26 protein-coding genes and 1 pseudogene are annotated in these 21,122 nt (G+C 39.6%); 10 read left to right on the top strand and 17 right to left on the bottom strand.

Features of this window, described 5'->3' with window-relative positions:
- Positions 1 to 10: 10 nt before the first annotated feature.
- Positions 11 to 592: a helix-turn-helix domain-containing protein gene (locus AC1DSK_RS07410; protein ID WP_477547348.1), complete on the bottom strand. Its 582-nt coding sequence runs from the start codon at positions 590 to 592 to the stop codon at positions 11 to 13.
- A gap of 602 nt (positions 593 to 1,194) precedes the next feature.
- Positions 1,195 to 1,914 (bottom strand): VCBS repeat-containing protein, encoded by a 720-nt coding sequence (locus AC1DSK_RS07405; RefSeq protein WP_477547347.1) that lies wholly within the window; start codon positions 1,912 to 1,914, stop codon positions 1,195 to 1,197.
- A 103-nt stretch (positions 1,915 to 2,017) separates the two neighbouring features.
- Between AC1DSK_RS07405 and AC1DSK_RS07400 the strand changes: the two are divergent.
- A pseudogene (locus AC1DSK_RS07400) lies at positions 2,018 to 2,209 on the top strand (hypothetical protein); the annotation flags it as partial.
- 278 nt (positions 2,210 to 2,487) lie between these two features.
- On the opposite strand, the gene AC1DSK_RS07395 reads toward AC1DSK_RS07400, so the two are convergent.
- From AC1DSK_RS07395 to AC1DSK_RS07380, 4 genes are all read right to left on the bottom strand, one after another.
- On the bottom strand, positions 2,488 to 2,694 hold the full coding sequence (locus tag AC1DSK_RS07395) for a hypothetical protein (protein ID WP_016429386.1): 207 nt from the start codon (positions 2,692 to 2,694) through the stop codon (positions 2,488 to 2,490).
- A 107-nt stretch (positions 2,695 to 2,801) separates the two neighbouring features.
- On the bottom strand, positions 2,802 to 3,764 hold the full coding sequence (locus AC1DSK_RS07390) for a tRNA dihydrouridine synthase (protein ID WP_477547346.1): 963 nt from the start codon (positions 3,762 to 3,764) through the stop codon (positions 2,802 to 2,804).
- Positions 3,765 to 3,876: 112 nt separating this feature from the next.
- The gene (gene rlmD / locus AC1DSK_RS07385) at positions 3,877 to 5,241 is read right to left on the bottom strand and encodes a 23S rRNA (uracil(1939)-C(5))-methyltransferase RlmD (protein WP_477547345.1); all 1,365 of its coding nucleotides are present in this window, start codon (positions 5,239 to 5,241) and stop codon (positions 3,877 to 3,879) included.
- A 124-nt stretch (positions 5,242 to 5,365) separates the two neighbouring features.
- Entirely contained in the window at positions 5,366 to 5,584 is a 219-nt protein-coding gene (locus AC1DSK_RS07380) for a hypothetical protein (protein WP_477547344.1), read from the bottom strand.
- Positions 5,585 to 5,759: 175 nt separating this feature from the next.
- On the opposite strand from AC1DSK_RS07380, the gene AC1DSK_RS07375 reads away from it, so the two are divergent.
- Both AC1DSK_RS07375 and AC1DSK_RS07370 read left to right on the top strand, forming a co-directional pair.
- A complete protein-coding gene (locus AC1DSK_RS07375; protein ID WP_477547343.1) occupies positions 5,760 to 6,158 on the top strand; it encodes a DUF3139 domain-containing protein in 399 nt (132 codons plus the stop codon).
- A 59-nt stretch (positions 6,159 to 6,217) separates the two neighbouring features.
- Positions 6,218 to 6,628: a VOC family protein gene (locus AC1DSK_RS07370; protein WP_477547342.1), complete on the top strand. Its 411-nt coding sequence runs from the start codon at positions 6,218 to 6,220 to the stop codon at positions 6,626 to 6,628.
- 246 nt (positions 6,629 to 6,874) lie between these two features.
- Here AC1DSK_RS07370 and AC1DSK_RS07365 read toward each other — a convergent pair whose 3' ends face one another.
- From AC1DSK_RS07365 to AC1DSK_RS07355, 3 genes are all read right to left on the bottom strand, one after another.
- Positions 6,875 to 7,564: an aspartate/glutamate racemase family protein gene (locus AC1DSK_RS07365; protein ID WP_477547341.1), complete on the bottom strand. Its 690-nt coding sequence runs from the start codon at positions 7,562 to 7,564 to the stop codon at positions 6,875 to 6,877.
- 30 nt (positions 7,565 to 7,594) lie between these two features.
- Positions 7,595 to 8,035, bottom strand: a complete 441-nt coding sequence (locus tag AC1DSK_RS07360; RefSeq protein WP_477547340.1) for an SRPBCC family protein — start codon at positions 8,033 to 8,035, stop codon at positions 7,595 to 7,597.
- A 131-nt stretch (positions 8,036 to 8,166) separates the two neighbouring features.
- A complete protein-coding gene (locus AC1DSK_RS07355) occupies positions 8,167 to 8,463 on the bottom strand; it encodes a DUF3221 domain-containing protein (RefSeq protein ID WP_477547339.1) in 297 nt (98 codons plus the stop codon).
- Between the two features lie 151 nt (positions 8,464 to 8,614).
- Between AC1DSK_RS07355 and AC1DSK_RS07350 the strand changes: the two genes are divergently transcribed.
- Together AC1DSK_RS07350 and AC1DSK_RS07345 are read left to right on the top strand one after the other, a co-directional pair.
- Entirely contained in the window at positions 8,615 to 9,598 is a 984-nt protein-coding gene (locus tag AC1DSK_RS07350) for a quinone oxidoreductase family protein (protein WP_477547338.1), read from the top strand.
- Positions 9,595 to 10,410, top strand: coding sequence for an MBL fold metallo-hydrolase (locus AC1DSK_RS07345; RefSeq protein ID WP_477547337.1), 816 nt, complete (start codon positions 9,595 to 9,597; stop codon positions 10,408 to 10,410). The genes AC1DSK_RS07350 and AC1DSK_RS07345 overlap by 4 nt, the downstream gene beginning before the upstream one ends.
- A 75-nt stretch (positions 10,411 to 10,485) precedes the next feature.
- On the opposite strand, the gene AC1DSK_RS07340 is transcribed toward AC1DSK_RS07345, so the two are convergent.
- Positions 10,486 to 11,238 (bottom strand): hypothetical protein, encoded by a 753-nt coding sequence (locus tag AC1DSK_RS07340; protein WP_477547336.1) that lies wholly within the window; start codon positions 11,236 to 11,238, stop codon positions 10,486 to 10,488.
- Between the two features lie 195 nt (positions 11,239 to 11,433).
- On the opposite strand from AC1DSK_RS07340, the gene AC1DSK_RS07335 reads away from it, so the two are divergent.
- Positions 11,434 to 11,952, top strand: coding sequence for a DinB family protein (locus tag AC1DSK_RS07335; RefSeq protein WP_477547335.1), 519 nt, complete (start codon positions 11,434 to 11,436; stop codon positions 11,950 to 11,952).
- 52 nt (positions 11,953 to 12,004) lie between these two features.
- On the opposite strand, the gene AC1DSK_RS07330 is transcribed toward AC1DSK_RS07335, so the two are convergent.
- The gene (locus tag AC1DSK_RS07330) at positions 12,005 to 12,790 is read right to left on the bottom strand and encodes a TerC family protein (protein ID WP_477547334.1); all 786 of its coding nucleotides are present in this window, start codon (positions 12,788 to 12,790) and stop codon (positions 12,005 to 12,007) included.
- Between the two features lie 52 nt (positions 12,791 to 12,842).
- On the bottom strand, positions 12,843 to 13,247 hold the full coding sequence (locus tag AC1DSK_RS07325) for a sporulation protein (RefSeq protein ID WP_477547333.1): 405 nt from the start codon (positions 13,245 to 13,247) through the stop codon (positions 12,843 to 12,845).
- A gap of 326 nt (positions 13,248 to 13,573) precedes the next feature.
- Here AC1DSK_RS07325 and AC1DSK_RS07320 point away from each other — a divergent pair, with 326 nt between their 5' ends.
- Complete coding sequence (locus AC1DSK_RS07320; protein WP_477547332.1) at positions 13,574 to 13,795, top strand: GNAT family N-acetyltransferase; 222 nt, start codon at positions 13,574 to 13,576, stop codon at positions 13,793 to 13,795.
- A gap of 85 nt (positions 13,796 to 13,880) precedes the next feature.
- Here AC1DSK_RS07320 and cydS read toward each other — a convergent pair whose 3' ends face one another.
- Genes cydS through AC1DSK_RS07305 form a run of 3 tightly spaced genes read right to left on the bottom strand, consistent with a single transcriptional unit; the run spans position 13,881 to position 16,371 of the window.
- Positions 13,881 to 13,988 carry a cytochrome bd oxidase small subunit CydS family protein gene (cydS, locus tag AC1DSK_RS07315; protein WP_016429400.1) on the bottom strand — a complete coding sequence of 36 codons (108 nt, stop codon included), beginning with the start codon at positions 13,986 to 13,988 and terminating at the stop codon, positions 13,881 to 13,883.
- A 14-nt stretch (positions 13,989 to 14,002) separates the two neighbouring features.
- On the bottom strand, positions 14,003 to 15,028 hold the full coding sequence (locus AC1DSK_RS07310; protein WP_477547331.1) for a cytochrome d ubiquinol oxidase subunit II: 1,026 nt from the start codon (positions 15,026 to 15,028) through the stop codon (positions 14,003 to 14,005).
- Entirely contained in the window at positions 15,025 to 16,371 is a 1,347-nt protein-coding gene (locus AC1DSK_RS07305; RefSeq protein ID WP_477547330.1) for a cytochrome ubiquinol oxidase subunit I, read from the bottom strand. The genes AC1DSK_RS07310 and AC1DSK_RS07305 overlap by 4 nt, the downstream gene beginning before the upstream one ends.
- A 289-nt stretch (positions 16,372 to 16,660) precedes the next feature.
- Here AC1DSK_RS07305 and AC1DSK_RS07300 point away from each other — a divergent pair, with 289 nt between their 5' ends.
- On the top strand, positions 16,661 to 17,122 hold the full coding sequence (locus AC1DSK_RS07300) for an NUDIX hydrolase (protein WP_477547329.1): 462 nt from the start codon (positions 16,661 to 16,663) through the stop codon (positions 17,120 to 17,122).
- Between the two features lie 134 nt (positions 17,123 to 17,256).
- Here the strand turns inward: AC1DSK_RS07300 and AC1DSK_RS07295 are convergent, their stop codons facing one another.
- A complete protein-coding gene (locus tag AC1DSK_RS07295; protein ID WP_477547328.1) occupies positions 17,257 to 18,168 on the bottom strand; it encodes a diacylglycerol kinase in 912 nt (303 codons plus the stop codon).
- Between the two features lie 167 nt (positions 18,169 to 18,335).
- Positions 18,336 to 18,905 carry a thioredoxin family protein gene (locus AC1DSK_RS07290; RefSeq protein ID WP_477547327.1) on the bottom strand — a complete coding sequence of 190 codons (570 nt, stop codon included), beginning with the start codon at positions 18,903 to 18,905 and terminating at the stop codon, positions 18,336 to 18,338.
- Between the two features lie 130 nt (positions 18,906 to 19,035).
- On the opposite strand from AC1DSK_RS07290, the gene AC1DSK_RS07285 reads away from it, so the two are divergent.
- Together AC1DSK_RS07285 and AC1DSK_RS07280 are read left to right on the top strand one after the other, a co-directional pair.
- The gene (locus AC1DSK_RS07285; RefSeq protein WP_477547326.1) at positions 19,036 to 20,364 is read left to right on the top strand and encodes a TrkH family potassium uptake protein; all 1,329 of its coding nucleotides are present in this window, start codon (positions 19,036 to 19,038) and stop codon (positions 20,362 to 20,364) included.
- An 89-nt stretch (positions 20,365 to 20,453) separates the two neighbouring features.
- Complete coding sequence (locus AC1DSK_RS07280) at positions 20,454 to 20,864, top strand: hypothetical protein (RefSeq protein ID WP_477598144.1); 411 nt, start codon at positions 20,454 to 20,456, stop codon at positions 20,862 to 20,864.
- The last annotated feature ends 258 nt before the right edge of the window (positions 20,865 to 21,122 follow it).

The following is a 21,122-nucleotide window of genomic DNA, read 5'->3' as shown; positions in this document are numbered from 1 at the left end:
AATGTCTTTACTAGTCAGCATCTGTATTATCAGATCCTCTATTGTAGATATAATTAGGCGTATTAACAGCTATAAGCTTGACCATTTTATTAGTGTAATTAGCCCAATTGTGGGCAATATTTGAGTCCATATGAACACTGTCACCAGGATATACTTCATGCCTATTACCATTTATGTAAACTGTTAATATACCCTCTAAAACATAAATGAACTCTTCTCCCTCATGCTTATAGGATAATATTTCTTCATCTTCCTTTTGAGGAAGAATTTCTATAAGCCTTGGAACAAGTTGTTTATTTTCCAAATTTGTACTTAAACTATACTTAATAAAACCACCTTCTACTGAATCCATTATTTTTTGTTCATAACTTCTTAAAACCATATCTTTCCTTTTAAGTGGATAATCAAAAAAATGTGTTAAATGTACTTCCAAAATATCAGCTAGTTTTTCAAGTGAATCCACTGCTATGGTAGTAAGCCCCCTTTCTAATTGAGACAGAAATCCAACAGATAGTTCGCTTTTTTCACTTAACTCTTTCAAAGTAATTCCTTTTTCAGTCCTCAATTTCTTTATTTCCATTCCTATATTCATCACTTCACCCCGAATTTCATATTCGTGAATAATATAATATATATCAGAGTAAAATTCAATCTTTTGTGAAATAATTTCATAAATATGAAATTCATTTGATTAACGTTATCATATATTCTCGCAAGAACAGTCCGTAGAATAATACAATCTGACACAAAAAAAAGACGCTTGATCTATTAGATCAATGCGCCTAGATTGTTAAATAATAAAATACGAAAAAAAGCTATCTTATTGTGCCTTACTCAACTAAAGTACCAATAGCTCGAAGGAGAGTAGAAAACTTTTAGGGTTCTCCATTCAATTAGCCGTTTTTCGGTATCCCAGTTTGCCATGCACTCTAATCTATGTAGCCCAGATTTTGTCATATATTATATATAGGGGGTACCGGTCACTCAACAGGTTCAGAATCCGTTATCGATGGTGGATTAACTACACAGTAATAAAAGTACATGAAAAAATCTGTATATGATTTATAAAGTCTGATTTTCTTTTAGTAAAGAAAATCAGCCTTAGTTTTTTATTTAATTTAATTTAAAACCGCACATATTTGTGGTAAGGTTCCCCATGGTGTATCTAAATGAGGTTTTTATAAACTTGATATCCTAATATCCCCAAATAGCAACATTCTGATTTTGCAAAACAAACCTATTATCCAACCATGCTAAAGTATTCAAAACAAACCCTAAAGAATCAGCATTATATCTCCCAGCAATTTTCTGATAGGCCAATAGCTCATACCGTTTATTTAAATCAAAATCTACAGGATATAAACCACTAAGAGGATTTACAAATCCAGTAATAGGACTCTTCAATTTTCCATTTTCATCATATATTTCATTTAAATACTCGGTGCCTTTTGTTGAGATGTCTATAATGTACTTTTTATTATTTATCATGCTAACAACTTCCACTTTGTAATAATCTTGATAAGTAACCTCATATTGGTACTGCTCATTATATACATTAAAATCAAATAATAATTGTGCTGTATTATCCACAAAGGAATAAATATAATGGTACATAATTCCACCACTACCACCTGTAGCAATACTTATGAAAATATCATCTACTCCATTCCCAGTAAAATCCCCCAAGAATACAGTAGGATTGTAGCCTGCATTTTCACGAAGTGGGACACTTGTTAACTCGCCAGATCTTCCATCTTGAACGAGCAGGGTAATATTTTGAATAAATGGACTATCTGGAGTCATTATGCCGGTTAAATAGACATTATCAGGTACTCTATCCCCAGTTACATCTCCACGAGCAAACGAAACTACATTCGGAGGATTCATATTCGTCCTAGCGTAATAATTATTCATAACATGCTCCTTTACATAATACCTATAATCATCATTTTCCTACGTTCTAAAAGAATTCTAGCTACTGTTTATTAGTATTTATTAAGTAATATCTTATGCCCCGATATTATTACCAATCAATCAAACCTTCACCTTAAATCCTGCAAACCGAAATTTACTTGTTGTAAATGGCCCTACCACAATGAGCATGCCAGCCCAAACCACTCCCTATAAAATTATTGTTATGTGTTTTAAAAAAGTTAGGCTCCATAAATGTATGCTACGGTTCCATAACTCATATCTTTTTGATTCGTAACAATTCAATTTCATCCATTAGAAGAAAGGATTTCGCCTCTATAATCACTTGGCAATCACTTGGTGTACCATATGCAGATCAATACTTATATGACACCATAAGGGTAATTAAATATTTTATAGCTAAAATACACATGTATGTGAGTACAAGTTGATAGGTCAATGACCAGATGCAGGAGCACCAACTTCACCACCACAATCTTTGGTCCCTCTACAACAAGTAGAAGCATATGCTAAATATATAACAAAAACGGAGCGCCAATTCTTTGGCACTCCGTTTTACATTTTTGCTTTACTGGTTTGTTTACGTCTATGAAGGAATTTACGACCTGTTAGAGAAATCAGTAACAATACCAGTACTAGTACTAAAATTTGCATATATGATAAATTAAAATATTTAGCACCTGTAACAATTAATAGTGTAGAAAGCGTACCTTTTACAGTGAAAAAAATAATAATCCATAATCCGCTTTTTTTCCAGTTCATTTATATTTTACCCCTTTGATAGTTCTTGAAAGTGAACACATGAGTTGATGTGATTCATTTTTTCTCTCACTTTTTGAGAGTTATATCATTTCACTGTCCCCGTCTCATCAACATTCTTTTCCAAAGTTATCAAGCAATGTACGCACTTCATCTGTTGATTTCGTGTTCATCAATTGATTTCTTAATTCACCAGCTCCACGGAATCCTTTGACATAAATTTTGAAAAAACGATGAAGCCCTGTGATTGAACGTGGCAGTGCTTCCGCATATTGATCTTGAAGATCAAGCTGCAGTCTTAAAAGATCAAGGTATTCTTTACTGCTATGCTCTTTTGGCTCTTTTTCAAAAGCAAAAGGATTTTTAAAAATACCTCGCCCGATCATAACGCCATCAATACCATATTGTTCAGCAAGCTGCAGCCCAGTTTGACGGTCAGGAATGTCTCCATTGATTGTTAGCAGCGTATTTGGTGCGATACGGTCACGTAATTTTTTGATTTCCGGAATTAGCTCCCAATGCGCATCTACTTGGCTCATTTCCTTTCTTGTACGTAAATGAATAGAAAGGTTCGCAATATCCTGTTTTAAAATGTGCGTTAGCCACTCCTCCCACTCGTTTACATCCTCATAGCCAAGTCGTGTTTTCACGCTGACAGGCAGTCCTCCCGCTTTTGCTGCTTGAATAAGTTCTGCCGCAACATCTGGACGCAGAATGAGGCCACTACCCTTCCCTCTCGATGCCACATTAGGTACAGGGCAGCCCATATTAATATCGATGCCTTTAAATCCTAGCTCCGCCATGCCAATACTCATTTGACGGAAATATTCGGGATTATCCCCCCAAATATGTGCCACCAATGGCTGTTCATCTTCTGTAAAAATCAAACGGCCACGCACACTTTTCATGCCCTCTGGATGACAATAGCTATCCGAGTTTGTAAACTCTGTGAAAAATACATCCGGTCGACCGGCTTCACTTACTACGTGACGAAAAACAACATCTGTCACATCTTCCATTGGTGCAAGTACAAAAAATGGTCGTGGTAAATCACGCCAAAAATTATCTATCATGTCAAACTCAATTCCTCTCACTATGGATACAACTTCAAACTCTCGGTCAAAAAATATAAAGCCAAATGAAAAAAGGAACGTATCCTCGATGGGAAATACGTTCTTATATAAATTATACTAACTCCAACCAAGCCACTGCTTCACAATGTGTCGTCTGTGGGAACATATCGACTGGTTGTACTTCTTGCGTAACATACCCACCATCTTCTAATATGCGTAAATCTCTTGCCAAGGTACCTGGATTACATGATACATAAACAACACGCTTCGGCTTTTGTTCCAAAATCGTCTGCAATAATGCTTCGTCGCATCCTTTACGTGGAGGATCGACTACTAGTACATCGGCAGTTTTTCCTTCTTTATACCATTTCGGGATGACGACTTCTGCTGGACCAGCTTCGAAGTAAGTGTTTGTGAAGCCATTGATTTCCGCGTTTCGTTTTGCGTCCTCGATGGCTTGTGGAACGATTTCCACACCCAGTACTTGTTTCGCTTTTTTAGCAAGGAACAATGAAATTGTGCCGATTCCGCAGTAGGCATCAATGACGGTTTCTCCACCAGTCAGTTGTGCGTAGTCCAGTGCTTGTTGGTACAACACTTCGGTTTGTTCTGGATTCACTTGATAGAACGAACGCGCTGAAATTTCAAAACGCACATCCCCGATCAAATCTTCAATGGCGTCTTTGCCCCAAAGTGTGATGGTCTTGTCGCCGAAGATGACGTTTGTTTTTTCTTCGTTTACGTTTTGAACGATGGAAGTGACTTGTGGCAAGAGACGTTGGATAACGGCCACTGCTTCGTCTTTTTCCTTGAATTTCTTTTTCTTCGTAATGAGCACGACCATGATTTCACCAGTTGCGCGGCCTTTGCGCACAACAACATGTCGCAGCATCCCTTGGTGAGATTTTTCTTCATACGGCATTATGCCGAGGTTGCCGAGTTCTTTCTTCAATTCACGTAGGATGTCGTCCGCTTCTTCGGTCTGGATGATGCAGATATCCGTGTCGACAATTTCATGTGAACGGGTTTTATAGAACCCACCGACCACTCGTCCATCTTGCAAACCGAATGGAATTTGAGATTTGTTGCGGTAACGCCAAGGGTTGTCCATTCCTTTTACAGGAAGGACAGGCACGTCTGGCAGTTTGCCGATTCTAGTCATCGCATTTTTAACCATTTGCTGTTTCCACAGAAGCTGTCCTTCGTAGGATAGATGCTGAACTTGGCAGCCTCCACATTCATCAAATACATGGCAAGGTGGTGCAACACGGTGTTCAGATGGTTTGATAACTTCAATCAATTTGGCAAAGCCATACGATTTCAAGGTTTTCAGGACATGGACTTCTGCCATTTCTCCAGGCAGTGCGCCCACGATAAATAACGGGTAGCCATTTACTTTGGCGACTCCCGCTCCGTCATGCGTCAGATCTTCTATATGAACCGTGATTCGGTCGTTTTTTTGTACTGGTAAAGACATTCAACTTCCTCCATTTCAATTGCTTTTATTGTAGCATGAAGGCATGAAAAAAGCAGAATGGCTTATACCATTTATCTATTCACCTTTACATGTCATTAACGATGATCATTTCAGCGTCTCCTACTTAATATAAGCGCTGCTGACAAGGTGGAAATGGATTTATGTCTTGGATCGTATGATATTCATAATGCTTAATCGCAAACTGTGTGTGATATAAGTACTCCATGATGTAAAGTTGATCGCCATCAGCATTGCATAATATACCGGAAGTTCCTTGACCATTTGTAAATGAAACACCTATCGGCTGACCAATTAAGTGCCAGATTTTCTGTTGCCAGTTCATAAAAAATCACTCCTTTTGGTTACCATATGGAGCTTGGCAAAATATGTGCAGTCACTCTGGGTTGGTGTTACATTTATTTTGACCTATGAAAATTTATAGGTTAATAGTAAACTACGCTTAATAGACTAGAAGTTTTATTGTATAGACTATCTAAAAATAAAATGGGGGCATCGAAATGATAATCAGGAAGTTCCCCAAATTTCTCCTTAAAGTGGTTTTAACCATCCTGATCTGTTTTGTGGTGCTTAAGTTAAATTCGTTTCATTACAAAAAATTGGCGGATGATCGGATTGGCAAGGTAATTGAATTACAAGAGGCAAATCTGGAGGAAGCAAGAATCGAAAGAGATTTCTATGACCACTTCGATTCCGGATATGTAAAAGATATATATTTCAACGACGATCCAGATATAGAATACAGGTACGTTTACGAAAAGTCTCGGGATATGGTATATGTGTCGGCTTTTGTTGGAAATGCTTCTATCGACCTGACAAACAAGGTTGCTAAATATGAAGAATTCATGGACGTGTATTTCAATTCGGGTGGTAATATTGAAAGAGTTGAAAAAAGATAGTCGTGTTTTCATTTTTATGTGCTTACACAAAAAAAATTCACTATCAAGGAGCGATTACATTGCAACAGGCAAAACAAAAGATTCATTCATTTTTAATGTTTGAAGGGGCTGCGGAAGAAGCAATCAATACCTATACGTCACTATTTGATCAGTCCGAAATCATTAATATTACTCGTTACGAAGCGAACCAAGGCGGCAAAGAAGGTTCAATTATGCACGCTATATTCTCTATTAAAGGACAAGAGTTCATGGCTAGTGACAGTTATGTTCAGCATGCTTTTACATTCACCCCGTCGATTTCATTGTTTGTGACATGTGACTCCGAAGAAGAAATTGATCAAGCTTTCGAGAAATTATCTCAAGGAGGAGAAGTATTGATGCCGCTGGGTGCCTATCCATTCAGTCCAAAGTTTGGATGGATTAACGATCGATTCGGTGTTTCTTGGCAATTGAGTCTTCCCATCTATTAATCATATTGAAGGGGGCTTCCTTATTGGAAGCCCCCTTCTCTTTAACCATCACATTGGTTAGTTCGCTCTTGTTCAATCAAATCAATGATCTTAATTATTTTTTCATCTCTTTGAATGGTTATTTCGCAAGATTGCATTTTTTAATAATCTCACTAAAAAAAGTGAGAACGAAATTACTCCTATTAAACTTAAAGTTATTAAAAAAACAGTAAGAATAACATTCATTTTTAAACCCCCAAGAATTTTCTATTCTAATGCCATTTTAACGGCTTCCAGGGCATGTATAACTGTTGTATCAAATAAAGGAACTTCAGCATCTTCAGGTCTTATTAATAATCCAATTTCTGTACACCCCAAGATAATTCCTTCTGCTCCATCATCTATTAAACTCTTGATCACTTTTTGATAGGACTCCCTTGAAGATTGCTGGATATCTCCTAAGCACAACTCTTCAAAAATCACCCTGTTAATAACTTCACGGTCCTCACGATTAGGCACTAGAACCTTAATCCCATTAGACTCAATGCGTGATTTATAAAAGTCTTGTTCCATTGTATATTTAGTGCCTAGTAACCCAATCGTACGTACATCAGACTTAAGGATTTGATTCGCTGTGGCATCCGCAATATGTAGGATAGGGATGCTGATTTTTTCTTCAATATATGCAATCACTTTGTGCATAGTATTCGTACAAATGATAATAAAATCTGCTCCCGCTTTTTCTAAAGTCAGTGCAGCATCTCCTAATACATGTCCGGCTTTTTCCCACTCACCTTCTGCTTGATACCGTTGCGTCTCAGCGAAGTCCACGCTATACATAATACTTTTAGCCGAATGTAATCCACCTAGTTGCTTTTTTACTTCCTGGTTGATTAGCTGGTAATACTTAGCTGAGGATTCCCAGCTCATACCACCTATTAGACCAATAGTTTGCATAAATAATCTCCTATCATAATTCGAGGTTAATCAGTGCACGATTGCCGCTCTCAAATTGCTGATGCCATTTTCTAAATACCCTTTTAGGCAGGTCAGCATATAAACCCAGCCTTCTTTGTTATTTAATAATTGACTAATTAATTCTTCGTCATTTTCATTCCAGCCTTCTTCGTTCACTTCTATAACTGTCGTCATATCATCTAGTTCGTTGAAAGTAATCGTTACAGTATGTTCTTCTTCTGATGGACCCCATTTGAAGACAATTTTTTTATTTTCCTGAATTTCCACTACGGTTACTTCCACTTCTGCATTGTATTCTTCATATCTCCAGGTAAAGGTCTTGCCTTGTTCCAATTTTCCAGAACCAGCTGAAAACCAAAAATTAGCCATTTGCTCCGGTTCAACAAACGCATTGAACACCTCATGTGCGGGTTTCATTATTTTTAATTTTGTATGTACTTGAATATCCATTTATTTTTTAAACCCCTTTATATCGTTTTTATTTTTAGTCATACCTATATATTCAATATTAGTCGTTCAACACCTTTAAAAAAATTTATGTTCAGAATAAAAAGGTCCCCAAATGTCTCGGAAACCTTTTGTTATTTATCCACTATTTCTATATGCAGTGCATTCGCTTTTGGTGGATCGGATTCCATTAAAGCACCATCTGTCCATACCAGAACCTCTTGTCCTATTTCATAATCATATATGCTTTGCTCTTCCGGTACCCTTACCCAGACCATTTCGGAATCTTCCTCTTCCACTAAAATACTACCGGATCTTTTATCAGTGACTGTTCCGATGATTTGAGCTTCACCTTTCATTTCATCCTCTTCAGAATTACAACCTGCCAACATGGCACAAAGGATTCCAAACAAAATCAACTTTTTTCTCATCTAGTAAGCCCCTATCTTCGTTTCAGAATTAGACGGTTAACCTGGTTAAATGTTCCAATACTCTTAGGAACTCTTGTTTTAGGTTTTACGTAAAAGCGGTTAGAATGAAAGTAAGGCGGAATCATCTCGCTTTATCAATGGAGGTTTTACTATGAAAGCACTTATATATAACACATTTGGCGGACCGGAAGTATTGGAATACCATGACATGCCGGATCCTGTGATTGCTCCAAACGAAGTATTGGTCCGCATGAAAGCGATTGGCTTGAACTTTGCCGATGTCTATAGGAGAAAAGGGAACTACCACCTTGAGGGGAAACCTCCTTATATTCTGGGCTATGAAGGCGCAGGCATTGTGGATCAAGTCGGTGCAGATATTCAAGGCATTCAAGTCGGCGACCGAATTGCATTTGCGGATGTCCCGTTTGCCAACGCCGAGCTGGTGGCTGTTCCAATGGATAAAGCCATCCCCCTACCGGAAGCCATTTCATTTGAAGAGGCCTCTTCCGTCTTGTTACAAGGGTTGACTGCCCATTATTTAACGCAAGACAGTTATGCAGTGAAAAAGAACGATGTAGTACTTGTACACGCGGCTGCTGGCGGTGTGGGGCAGCTTCTAATTCAGATAGCCAAGTTGCTTGGTGGAAAAGTGATTGGTTTGACATCTTCAGAGGAAAAAGCAGAAGCAGCGAAAGTAGCCGGCGCGGATGTTGTGTTTCTTTACAAGGATGACTGGAAATCGGCAGTTCTTCATGAAACGAACGGCAAAGGTGTAGATGTCGTGTATGAGTCCGTGGGTTCTACATTGATGGACAGTTTTGCGGCAACTCGAGTCGGTGGTACGGTTGTCTTCTATGGAATGGCTGGTGGTGACCCGGTTTCGGTTGACCCACGTATGTTGATGGATACATCTAAAACACTTACAGGCGGAGACTTATGGAATGTCTTGATCTCTAGAGAAGAACGAGTGGCTCGTTCAGGTGAGTTGTTCCGATGGATGGAAGAAGGAAAAGTGAAATTAGCGAAGCCGACAACGTTTGCTTTGCATGAGGGACAGGAAGCCCATCGCTACTTGGAAAGCCGTCAGAGCACAGGGAAAATTTTATTAATTCCTTCGAACGGAGAGTCAAAATGATTATCTTTCAAAAAGACAGTTTGACGGTTTTTCAGAGCGCGCTATGGAAAACGACAAGCTCAGTAGTTGAGACGGATGACTTGATCTTGGTTGTCGATCCCACCTGGCTCCCCCTTGAAATTAAGGAGATACAGGAATTTGTGGCAAGCATACGCAACGGCAAAGACTTATATCTGTTATTCACACATGGTGATTTTGATCACATAATCGGATATCACGCATTCCCGGATGCCAAAGTAATCGGTAGTAAGGGTATGCAGGAACATCCGAGAAAACAATACAAGCTCGATTTAATCCAGCATTTTGATAATGAATATTATGTTGAGAGAACTTATCCTATAGAGTTCCCAACAATTGATTTGGTCATTGAAAAGGATGCACAACAACTCGTACTAGGCGATACAACGATGACCTTTTATTTATCCCCCGGACACACGCATGATGGATTATTTACTGTCATCGAGCCGCTGGGCATCTGGATAACAGGGGACTATCTTTCCGATTTTGAACTTCCCTATTTATTCGATAGTGCAAATGCATACTTAGAAACACTTCATAAAGCGCAAGCAATTTTGGATTCTCATAATATTAAGGTACTAGTTCCAGGGCATGGACAAGCTACTGAAAATGAAAACGAGATAAAACGAAGAATTAAGCTGGCACATGATTATCTTGAGAGATTGATTGATGCCGTGAAAAGAGAAGATGCGGTAGCCATTCTGACCTTGGAAAAAGAGATGCCTTTCCCATCGAATTTCACGAATGACTGCCATCAGAAAAACGTAGAAATTATCCGTAAAGAAAATACTTAAACCCATTAGAAAACCGCTTGGTTCGTTACAACCCAAGCGGTTTCTATATTTCGATTATGCAACAGTTCTACTACATTACTTTAATTTGTTAGCGTCTTGTTGTTTCATGGATTGAATCGTTCCTAATACGATTCCCATTACCTGTCCTTTAAGAGCATCCGGCACAGATTCATTGGTAGGATTGCGATAGATAAAGTGATTCGGTTCTGCGTTATATGACAATCCGAGCTGTGTTAGGTCGTTCTTCAAAGAATCTGGTATTTGATTCGAACCGGTAGATTCTTCAAAATACTCTGTTGGAGCTACATATAGCTCTACATCATCGAGACTGGAAGAGACAATAAGCAGGTTTGTGTCACCAGATAGAACCCATTGTCCTTTAGAACGAATGGAAATTCCCGCATGTTCCAACCCAGAGATTCCATCCAGATTCACACCAAAAATCTGATTGATCAATACTCTTATCTCTGCTCCAGTAATAGATTTATCCTGAACTTCGATGTACCGATCCATGACTTCATTTTTAGGCATGTCCATAATTTCAGCATCCAGTTCCGTTGAGACTGCAGTTACATTTAAGGACCTGCGAAGACTTTCCATGACAGAAATGTTGTACATGGACACTTTATTACCGTAGTTTTTTTCTGAAATGTAATTCAAATCTATACCGAAAACGCCCTCTACCACTTCACGTACTTCTGTCCCGCTCACTTCAGTACCAAATGATTTTAAGTAAAGATCCATGACTTCCGTTTTTGGCATTTCATTAATATTTCCCACTGAATTTCCGATTGCTTTTATTACCGCTGCTGTATATTTGTTTTCCATAACATATCCACCTTCTCATCTTATTTCTCTAAACCCCATGTTATTAAAAATGCAATTCCAATTCTCTTAAGCTTTGCTACTTTCCTTGGAAATAGTGAATATGGTACAAAGAATATGTATCCATTAACTTATATATAATAGAATGTTAATTGTCAAACGTTCAAAAACTAAAAGTATGAACAAAGGAGAAAAACGATGCTTAAAAAACCTCTACGTGATGAATACCCTGCTTATTACGAAAACTATATCGGGCTGGTACCAGATGGTGAACTGACAGATATTCTGAACACACAGATTCAGGACATGATTACACTATTTTCAAGTGTCGATGAAACGCAGGCGAATTATCGCTATGCCGAGAACAAATGGACATTGAAAGAAGTCATTGGTCATATCACGGACACTGAACGGATAATGAGTTACCGACTACTACGAATAGCTAGAGGCGATCAAACGCCATTGTCTGGTTACGATGACGAACACTATGTCCGAGAAGCTTCTTTTCATTCCCGCTCCTTATCAGATTTGCTTGAAGAATTGGTGGCAGTCCGATATTCAACTGTCAGTTTAATCAAAGGGTTGAATGAAAATACGTGGCCGAGAAAAGGCATCGCAAACAACGGAGAAATAACTGTCCGAGCACTGGCCTATATCATTGCAGGTCATGAACTTCACCATGTGAAGATTATCAAGGAAAGATATTTGAAGCGTTGAACTCATAAAAAAACGCTTGGATCTCACATTGATTCAAGCGTTTTGAATTTGTTTATAGTGGAAGATCTTTCTCTTGTGGTTCTTCTACATCCTTTTCTTTCGCCAGGAACCAGCCTGCCACTGCAATTCCAATCAACACAGTGTAGAAAATCAACTTCCACTCTGTGGAATGGGCAAATTCATATGAAATAACGCCAACGTCTGGATGTCCCAACGTTAGGACGGCAAGTTTCACACCTACCCAGCCCACAATCGCAAACGCTGCAATTTCTAGACCCGGTTTTGAATGAAGCAACTTGACGAAGAAGTTGGCTGCAAAACGCATGATGATCAAGCCAATGAGACCTCCAGTGAAAATGACAAGGAACTTACCGCCGTCCATGCCGCCGATTGGAGGAAGATTGGTGTTCGGAAGTGTCATAGCTAGAGCTACTGCCGCCAAAATTGAATCTACCGCAAATGCGATGTCCGCCAATTCCACTTTGAATACCGTACCCCAGAAACCTGCTTTTTTCTTTTCCTTTGCTTCCTTTTGTACGCCATTGTTATTAAAGTAAAGTTTTCGTGCGATATGGTTAATGGCGATGAATAACAGGTACAGTGCTCCGATTGCCTGCACTTGCCATACGTCCACTAGGAACGAAATGATGAATAATGAACCGAAGCGGAAAACGAACGCTCCAACGAGTCCGTAAAACAAAGCCTTTCTTCTCTCGGCTTCCGGCAAATGTTTGACCATGATTGCTAGAACTAGCGCGTTATCTGCAGCAAGCAATCCTTCGAGTCCAATCAGTAGTAATAATACCCATCCATATTCCATCAAGATTGAAATATCCATTACTGATTCCTCCTTTAGAATTCAATTAAATTATCTTGGCAAAATGCGAAGGTTATACAGATTCATTTACTGCAATTACTTGTATGACATCGTGGTCTAGGCTTTCCACTCCCTGTTTGAAAGCGAGTCGGGACTGGAATCGATAAGATGCACTGACAGCTGGCTGCATGGTTAATGGGAGCCTAAATGTGAAAGGAACCTGATTAGTGGCATCTGATTCAATCAGCTTTGAGGTAAAAATGGTTACGGAATCGATTATTTCTTCTTCGGTTTTGTCCCCTTCACAGGTCTTCACCAAATCACAATCGATTCGTTTCAATTGTTGTTCAATCGTACCTCCTTTTACCAAGAAATTTCCCTTAACTAGCTCACCCGGCCTGTAAATATCTTTCTCAAGAATCAAATCAATTTTTGCCGACCCTATTCCAACTAACGCCATGTATTTCCTCAGTATCATATAAATCCTCCTGTAATTTGTATTTAGTTGAGAGGCTCCATTTCGATTGGTCCGTTTCCAAAAATAAAAATAAAAAAACCTTTACCGGAAACGGCAAAGGTTTTTGAAAAAATAAAAGACCTTTACCAATGTTGGTAAAGGTCTTGCTAACAACGAAGTCGTTGCCAATAAAGCCGGGAGATTTTGGCCTCCGAAATGACGACTTTGCTGTAAAAGCTACTCCCCTTTAGGAGTTACGATTCAACTAATTACTATTAATATATTCTATTTAAGGGTAAATTGTCAAATACTTTAATTTTCCCATAGACAATTCGCCACTAAAAGACTTGTCCATTAACGAAAATCAAATAATCTGTCGACCCGATTGTCCCAACGAGGGTTATGGGACTCCTGCGTTGAAATTGGTCATTCAAGCAATGATCGAGGAATTGGCATGCGATGAAATTTATCTGTCCGTCATACATGATAATGTCCGTGCCATTGTTACATACGAAAAAATCAGATTTAAACCTACAGGTGAAATTGAAGAAGGTCATCATCGAACCTAAACGTAAAACAGGTTTTGGTTTCAACTATTTAACCAGAATAAAAAAACGCTTGGATATTCAATCATATCCAAGCGTTTTCATTTACCTATTCTTTTTTTCGTAATGGTCCGTCTTTTGGGGCAAACCAAAATGCTGTGATGATGGCACCGATGAGGACGATGAATGGTGCGTAAAAAATCATAAAATCCGTCATATGATTGGCCTCCTTTAGGCGTGGTTATCTTTATTCCCACGAACGTAGTCTTTATTGAACAGGAACAACTTCAACAATAAATACAAGGATGGAAGCAATAATCCAAGTCCCGCAATGAAAGCAACAATCAAGGCGATGGCCATCGCTTCGTTCGTGAAACTATCGTAAATCGTCAAATAAGGATATAACAGGTACGGATAATGTGAAATCCCATAGCCGAAGAATGCCAAGGCAAACTGCCCAGTCAACAAACCGAACGCCAAGCCATAATTTTTACGTTTCAAAATCAGCCATACCGTTCCGACAAACATCAGGAATGAGATACCAAACACCCACCATAAATCAAGAATGCGCGCATAGTGTTCCGGATTATGTCCGCGAAGCTCGAAGATGATTCCACCTGCTGTGATAATCGTTGGCAATGCCCAAATGAGCGAATACTTACGAAGCAATTCAGTTGCCGATCGGTCACCTGCTTTATTGGCATACCAAGTCAGGAAGACAGCAGAAATATAAAGCAGTGCCGCGATGCTCAATACAACAATGCTCCAGGTCAACGGACTCGTAAAGAGCTTCCAGTAATCCAAGACGGGATGGTCATTTACCATCGAGATGAATCCGCCTTCGGAAATCGTCAAAACGATCGAAAGTGATGCTGGGATAAACAAACCGGATAACCCGTACATGAAGGTATATCCTTTATGCCCATATGAGCCATACATCGCAAATGCGTAATAGGATCCGCGGATTGCAAGCAGGATGATCGCGATGCTTGCAGGAACCAATAACGTCGTCCCATAGTAGAATGCAGTTTTAGGGAAGAAACCGATAATCCCGACGAAGAAGAAAACGAGAAATACATTTGTTACTTCCCATACAGGTGAGAGGTAGCGCTCAATAATGTTCGTCAGGATATGGTCACGCCTAGTCAGTGTGTTATATGCATTGAAGAAACCTGCACCAAAGTCGATGGATCCGATTATCAAGTAGCCAAACAGGAAAATCCATAAGACAGAAAGTCCGACTATTTCGAGCGTCATACGAAGTCACCGCCTTTTTCTTTGCGTCTATCCTCAATTTCTTGCTCCACTGGATTCTTCTTGAACATGCGTCGGAGAATGACGACACTACCTACTCCAAGAATCAGATATAGACCGGCAAATAGCACCAGCATTAAATCCACTTGGCCACTGGTCGTAGCCGCATCCTCCACTCGCATGATGTTTCGCAAAATCCAAGGCTGACGGCCTACTTCTGCGAGCCACCAACCGAATTCAATTGCCAGTACTGCTAACGGTCCGCTCGCAACAAGCAGCCATCTGAACCATTTCGTCTGTACAATCGACCACTTTCTCCATACCGCGAATACATAGACGGCAGAAAGGAAAGCTAGCCACATGCCGATAGTCACCATCATGTCAAATAAGTAATGAATGTACAGTGGTGGTTCTACATCATCAGGCACTTGATCAAGTCCCTTAACTTCAGAGAATGGGTCGCCATGGGCAAGAATACTCAGCACATATGGAATTTTGATGGCATACTTAACTTCCCCATCGTCCAGAACGCCGTACATGACTAACGAAGCATTTTCTTCCGTCTCAAAATGCCATTCCGCAGCAGCGAGTTTTTCAGGCTGGTACTCCGCCAAATATTTCCCGGAGAAGTCCCCGATAATCGCCGATGCAATAGAGAAGATAAGGCCGAGCTTCAATGTCAAAAACAAGGCTTTTTTATGGTACACATGATTGGAGCCTCTCAATAATCGGTAAGCAGCAATCGAAGCAAGCACAAATGCTGCCGTCATGTAGGCTGTCACAACAACATGCGCCACTTTAGTAGGCATTGCAGGGTTGAACATGGCCAGCAGAGGATTGATGTTAATCAATTCCCCATCTACCAAGTCAAATCCTTGAGGAGCATTCATGAATGCATTCACAATCGTAATAAATACCGCTGAAAATGATGCCCCGACTGCAACCGGAATCAGTAATAATAAATGTTTCTTTTGATTTTCAAATCGATCCCATGTATATAAATAAATCCCTAAAAATATGGCTTCAAAGAAAAACGCGAACGTTTCCATGAATAATGGCAAAGCTATCACATTACCTGCCAGCTCCATAAAGTTCGGCCATAGTAATGAAAGTTGGAGACCAATGGCCGTCCCTGTGACTACGCCCACTGCAACTGTGATGACGAAACCACGTGCCCAACGTCTTGCGAGAAGAATGTAATGTTCATCATTTTTCTTGATTCCCACCCACTGGGCGATCATAATCATGAGCGGAATACCTACCCCAATGGTGGCATAGATAATATGAAACGATAGCGTAAGTTCAGTTAATATCCTACTAAAAAATACTGCTTCTTCATTCCCCACTTGAATCCCCTCCTATTAACTTCAGAAAATCCTACCTATTATCGACAACATCATAATGGTTGCCACAATAAACGCAAGCCACATCAACTTTTTCTCTTGTTTTTTATACATGTCGTCACCTTCCTTACTTTCTATCATACCCCAATTAGAGCCGTTCAAAATCACGGGATGTATCGATTTTGTCACGTCCCTGTGAAGGAAATGTGAAAACTATCACATATTGATATTGCGAAAGTTCTGAGCATTTTGTATTCTAAGTAAATCATACTTAATTTTCGAGGTGAATGCGATGAAAACGAAGCGTAAAGTGTTGGCGTACATAACAAAAGGCCTGGCACCCAATTTGGAATTACTTGTTTTCGAGCACAAAGAACATCCGGAAGCAGGCTTGCAAGTTCCAGCCGGAACAATCGAAGAAGACGAGCAACTAATTGATGCATTGTACCGGGAAATTAATGAAGAAACAGGTATCACGCGTGACAATCTGTCCTTTATTGGAAAAATCCACAAGTATAACTATTATCCGAATGGAAAAGACACAGTACATGAACGTAATTTTTTTCATCTGGATTATGCAGGTGACCAACAAAATTGGGAGCACCTTGTGGTTTGTGATGGACTAGATAACGGCCTTACATTCCAGTTCCGTTGGGAGCCACTCGGAACGTTGCCAAAACTTGCAGGTGCACAGGATGTTGCAGTTGAGATGCTAAGTCTGAGAAGAAAGAGACATGAGGAATCGACCGATTGAAGTAAAAGGAGAGATAATCCATACATTGATGATTGATGGAAAACCGGTAAATGAATACTTTCTTTACAAGTTACTATAAAAAGAACAAAGAGCATTTCCTGGTCTTCCAGGAAATGCTCTACAAATTAATTTAATTATGGACGGTCTTGTTCACGAATGTCGTTGATAGGAACAAACACTTCAATATGACGATATAAATTTTCAAATACCGCTGGTGCATTCCCACCGTATTCACCGTCTAAATTTAGTTGGACATGATCGTCTGCTGATACAGTGATATGTTTGGCTTTTTTATAAACAACATGAGGATCTTCCAAATGCTCACCACGTATTGCAAGGGTTGCCAATCGAATAAACTCGGCAATGTTACACTTTCTCAAAATGAGTAACGTAAATAGGCCATCATTGACGCTCGAGTCGGGAGCAAGTTTTTCAAATCCACCTACTGAATTTGTCAGGCCCACAAGAAACATCATCGCTTCGTCATCAAACACTTCCCCATCGTATTCTATCCTTACTTGGGAAGCGCGAATAGACGGCAGCATTTCAATTCCTTTTAAATAATATGCGAGTTGACCAAGTACAGTTTTCAACTTACTCGGTACGTCATACGTTAACTCAGTTATTTTCCCGCCGCCCGCGATATTAATAAAATAGCGATCATTGACAACGCCAACATCAACGGGAATTGTATCATTCGCCAAAATAATGTTCACTGCCTTATCAATATCTCGAGGAATTCGAAGTGCGCGCGCAAAGTCATTAGTCGTTCCCATTGGGATTAGGCCAACTTTCGGGCGCTTTTCAAATTTACTGATTCCGGCCACTACTTCATTTAACGTGCCGTCCCCACCAGCTGCAATCACCAGGTCAAATCCTCGCTCGACTGCATAATTAGCGGCTCCAACAGCGTCACCTTCACACGTCGTTGCGTGACACGATGTTTCGTAACCAGCCTTCTCTAATTTTTCTAAAACCTCAGGCAAGTGTTTTTTGAATAACTCACGGCCAGATGTTGGATTGTAAATAATGCGTGCACGTTTCATACACATTTCCTTCTTCCTGCTTTACATTTTTTTCTAATAGCTAGGACTCCTGAGCGACCTGAAAAGTTCCCTGCGAAGCAGTTCAGCAGGAATAGTCCACGAAAAGAAGCCGGACATATGCCTCGGCTTGATTTCTTTATTATATACGAATGCACTCAGTAGAACAATTATGACTGTTTTTGCAGTGCTGCTGTAAATTCCTTACGGATGTCCTCGTAAACCCACAACCAGTATTCAGGTGTAGATATGTACTGAGCTGTGACTTTCTCAATAAAATCCTCTTTCTTGTCTTTGAACGTTGGGTCATCTGATGCGGGCATTTCTTTACGAAGTTCCATCACATATTCTTGCAGTTTCGGTGCACGAGGACCCCATTTCGCGATGACTTTTCCATCTTGATTCAACAATAAGTAAATTGGGATTGATCGGCCACCGTTTGTTAAATAACGGTCCATTAAGTCCAAAGTTTGATCTCGGTAAACTACTCGGACCTCGATATCTGCAGCTTCAGCAACACGACGCAAAACCGGATTATTCATCATAGCATCCCCGCACCAATCTTCAGTAATACCTAAAATGCGTGGCGATTTATCTTTTAATAAGGAAATGAATTCATCGTCTTGAGGGACATGGAATTGTTCATAAATATGAAAGCTGTTGTCTTTATGGGACTCCATTTTCTCCATATATTCATTCAAAGAAATGGCTTCATCAAAGTATTGTTGTTCTGTTTTCATGAGTGTATCTCCTCCTTTCCCTTCAGTTTACGCAGTTTCATCTAATCAATCAAATTTTTAGTTGACAGTCTATTTAAAGAAGCATAAAGTTAGTTAATATTTTCATACTCACCAATTAGGAAGTGCGATTATGCGTCCAAGGAATAAGAAAAAATTTTTATTGACTCCGCCCCTGTTAATCGCGGGAAGTTTCTTGTTTTTAATTCTGCTAGGTACGCTTTGTTTAAAGCTTCCTTTTGCCACGAACACACCTATTTCGTGGACGGATGCTTTGTTTGTTGCGACGTCTGCGACAACCGTAACGGGACTCAGCGTTTTTGACCCTGCCTCAACTTTGACTTGGTTTGGTGAAGGAGTACTTATGTTCCTCATCCAATGCGGGGGAATCGGCTTGATGACATTTGCCGTAGCATTACTCATTTTACTTGGAAAGAAAATCGGCCTTCAAAACCGTATCTATTTGCAAGAGTCCTTCAATCAACAATCTGTCGGGGGTATCGTCAAACTAGTGAAGTTGATTTTGACATTCGTTTTAACGGTTCAGTCCATTGCGATTGTCATCATGACCCTCCATTGGACTCCCAGATTCGGTTTTTCAGAAGCACTTTACTTAAGTGTATTCCATGTTATTTCCGCTTTTAATAATGCGGGGTTTGCTTTATTCCCGGATAACTTGATTGGGTTCTCGGGTGATCCCATCGTGAATTTAGTGTTATCCAGCTTATTTATTATAGGTGGACTTGGTTTTACTGTCATTGTTGACATTCACCAGAAAAAATCATTCAGAGAATGGTCTCTTCACACGAAAATGATGATTATCGGTACAATCAGCATCAACGTGTTAGCGTCCGTCACGTTTTTCCTGTTAGAATACGGAAACCCTGCCTCTTTAGGAAACATGACTTTTTACGAGAAAATTATGACATCCTATTTCCAAGGAGTTACTCCTCGTACGGCAGGATTCAATACCGTGAATTATGGTGACTTGGAAGATCCTACGATTTTGCTAACCATGATGCTCATGTTTATTGGTGCAGGGAGTGCATCAACGGCATCAGGCATCAAACTAACCACTTTTATGGTTGTTATTCTTGCTACAGTTGCGTTCTTCCGCCAACGGGGCGAACCGGAATTGTTCGGTCGCTCCATACGTATCGATACGGTAATTCGTTCATTGGCAATTACAACAATCAGTACATTGTTCGTGATGGCCTTTATCTTCTTGTTAACCGTATCAGAAAAAATCCCATTTCTTCCGCTCGCATTTGAAGTCGTTTCAGCCTTTGGAACAGTCGGATTATCGATGGGAATTACTGGGCAACTGAGCGACTTAGGCGAAGTATTATTATGTGTGGTCATGTTTGTTGGTCGAATCGGCTCACTCACATTGTTCTTCTTATTAATGAAGCCGAAAAAAGTCAATTATCGTTATCCGTATGATCAAGTATTTACTGGATGATTATCGAAAGCCTTCCGATTTCGCGGAAGGCTTTTACTATCCATTTATGGGTAAACTTAAATCAAAAAGCTGAAAACGAGGTGAATCTATTGTTTTTGATTGCATTGCTAAAACCATTAAAATCTTATGAAGACTATGTCTATAAAGCCAATGCCTATTCTCATATATTCCAGAAAGAAAAAGCAATTGCAACGATGGAACAAGCAGCCATACACCCACAATTTTCGATCGAAGAAAGATCAAGCGGCTACATTTATTTAGGGATTCTTCATTCTAAAATGATGAACTACCGGAAAGCATCCGGTTGTTATCATAAAGGATTTGAGCTAGTGATCGACGAGCCTTTTTCATATCGTAGTCCCTTTAAACAAGCCATTGAGGCTTTCATCAAAAATGGCGATGACGTGAGAGCGAAGTTTTGGCTAAATAATCTCCTCGAACGTCAAAGTTATGATAAGAATTTCAGGAAGCTTGCTGTTCTTGAAAAGAAATTATATTGAGATGGTTTTATTCGTGTATCTCAACTAACTTAACTTAATGATGAGACAGCGGTGAACGTTGAAAAAGGATTTGTCGATCAAACTGGAGATTTATCAATCAAACTGGCTACATTGTCAATCAAACTAAGTATTTATCAATCAAACGAAGCACTTTATCAATCAAACAGATTTCAAAAGCAAGTTTACTTGGTGAGATTCCATATTCATAATCCATATTCATAATCCATAAAAATAGCGACTCCACGGTGATGGAGTCGC

This window comes from Paenisporosarcina sp. P4_B8, from assembly GCF_056402175.1.
This window is presented reverse-complemented; position numbering and strand designations above follow the sequence as displayed.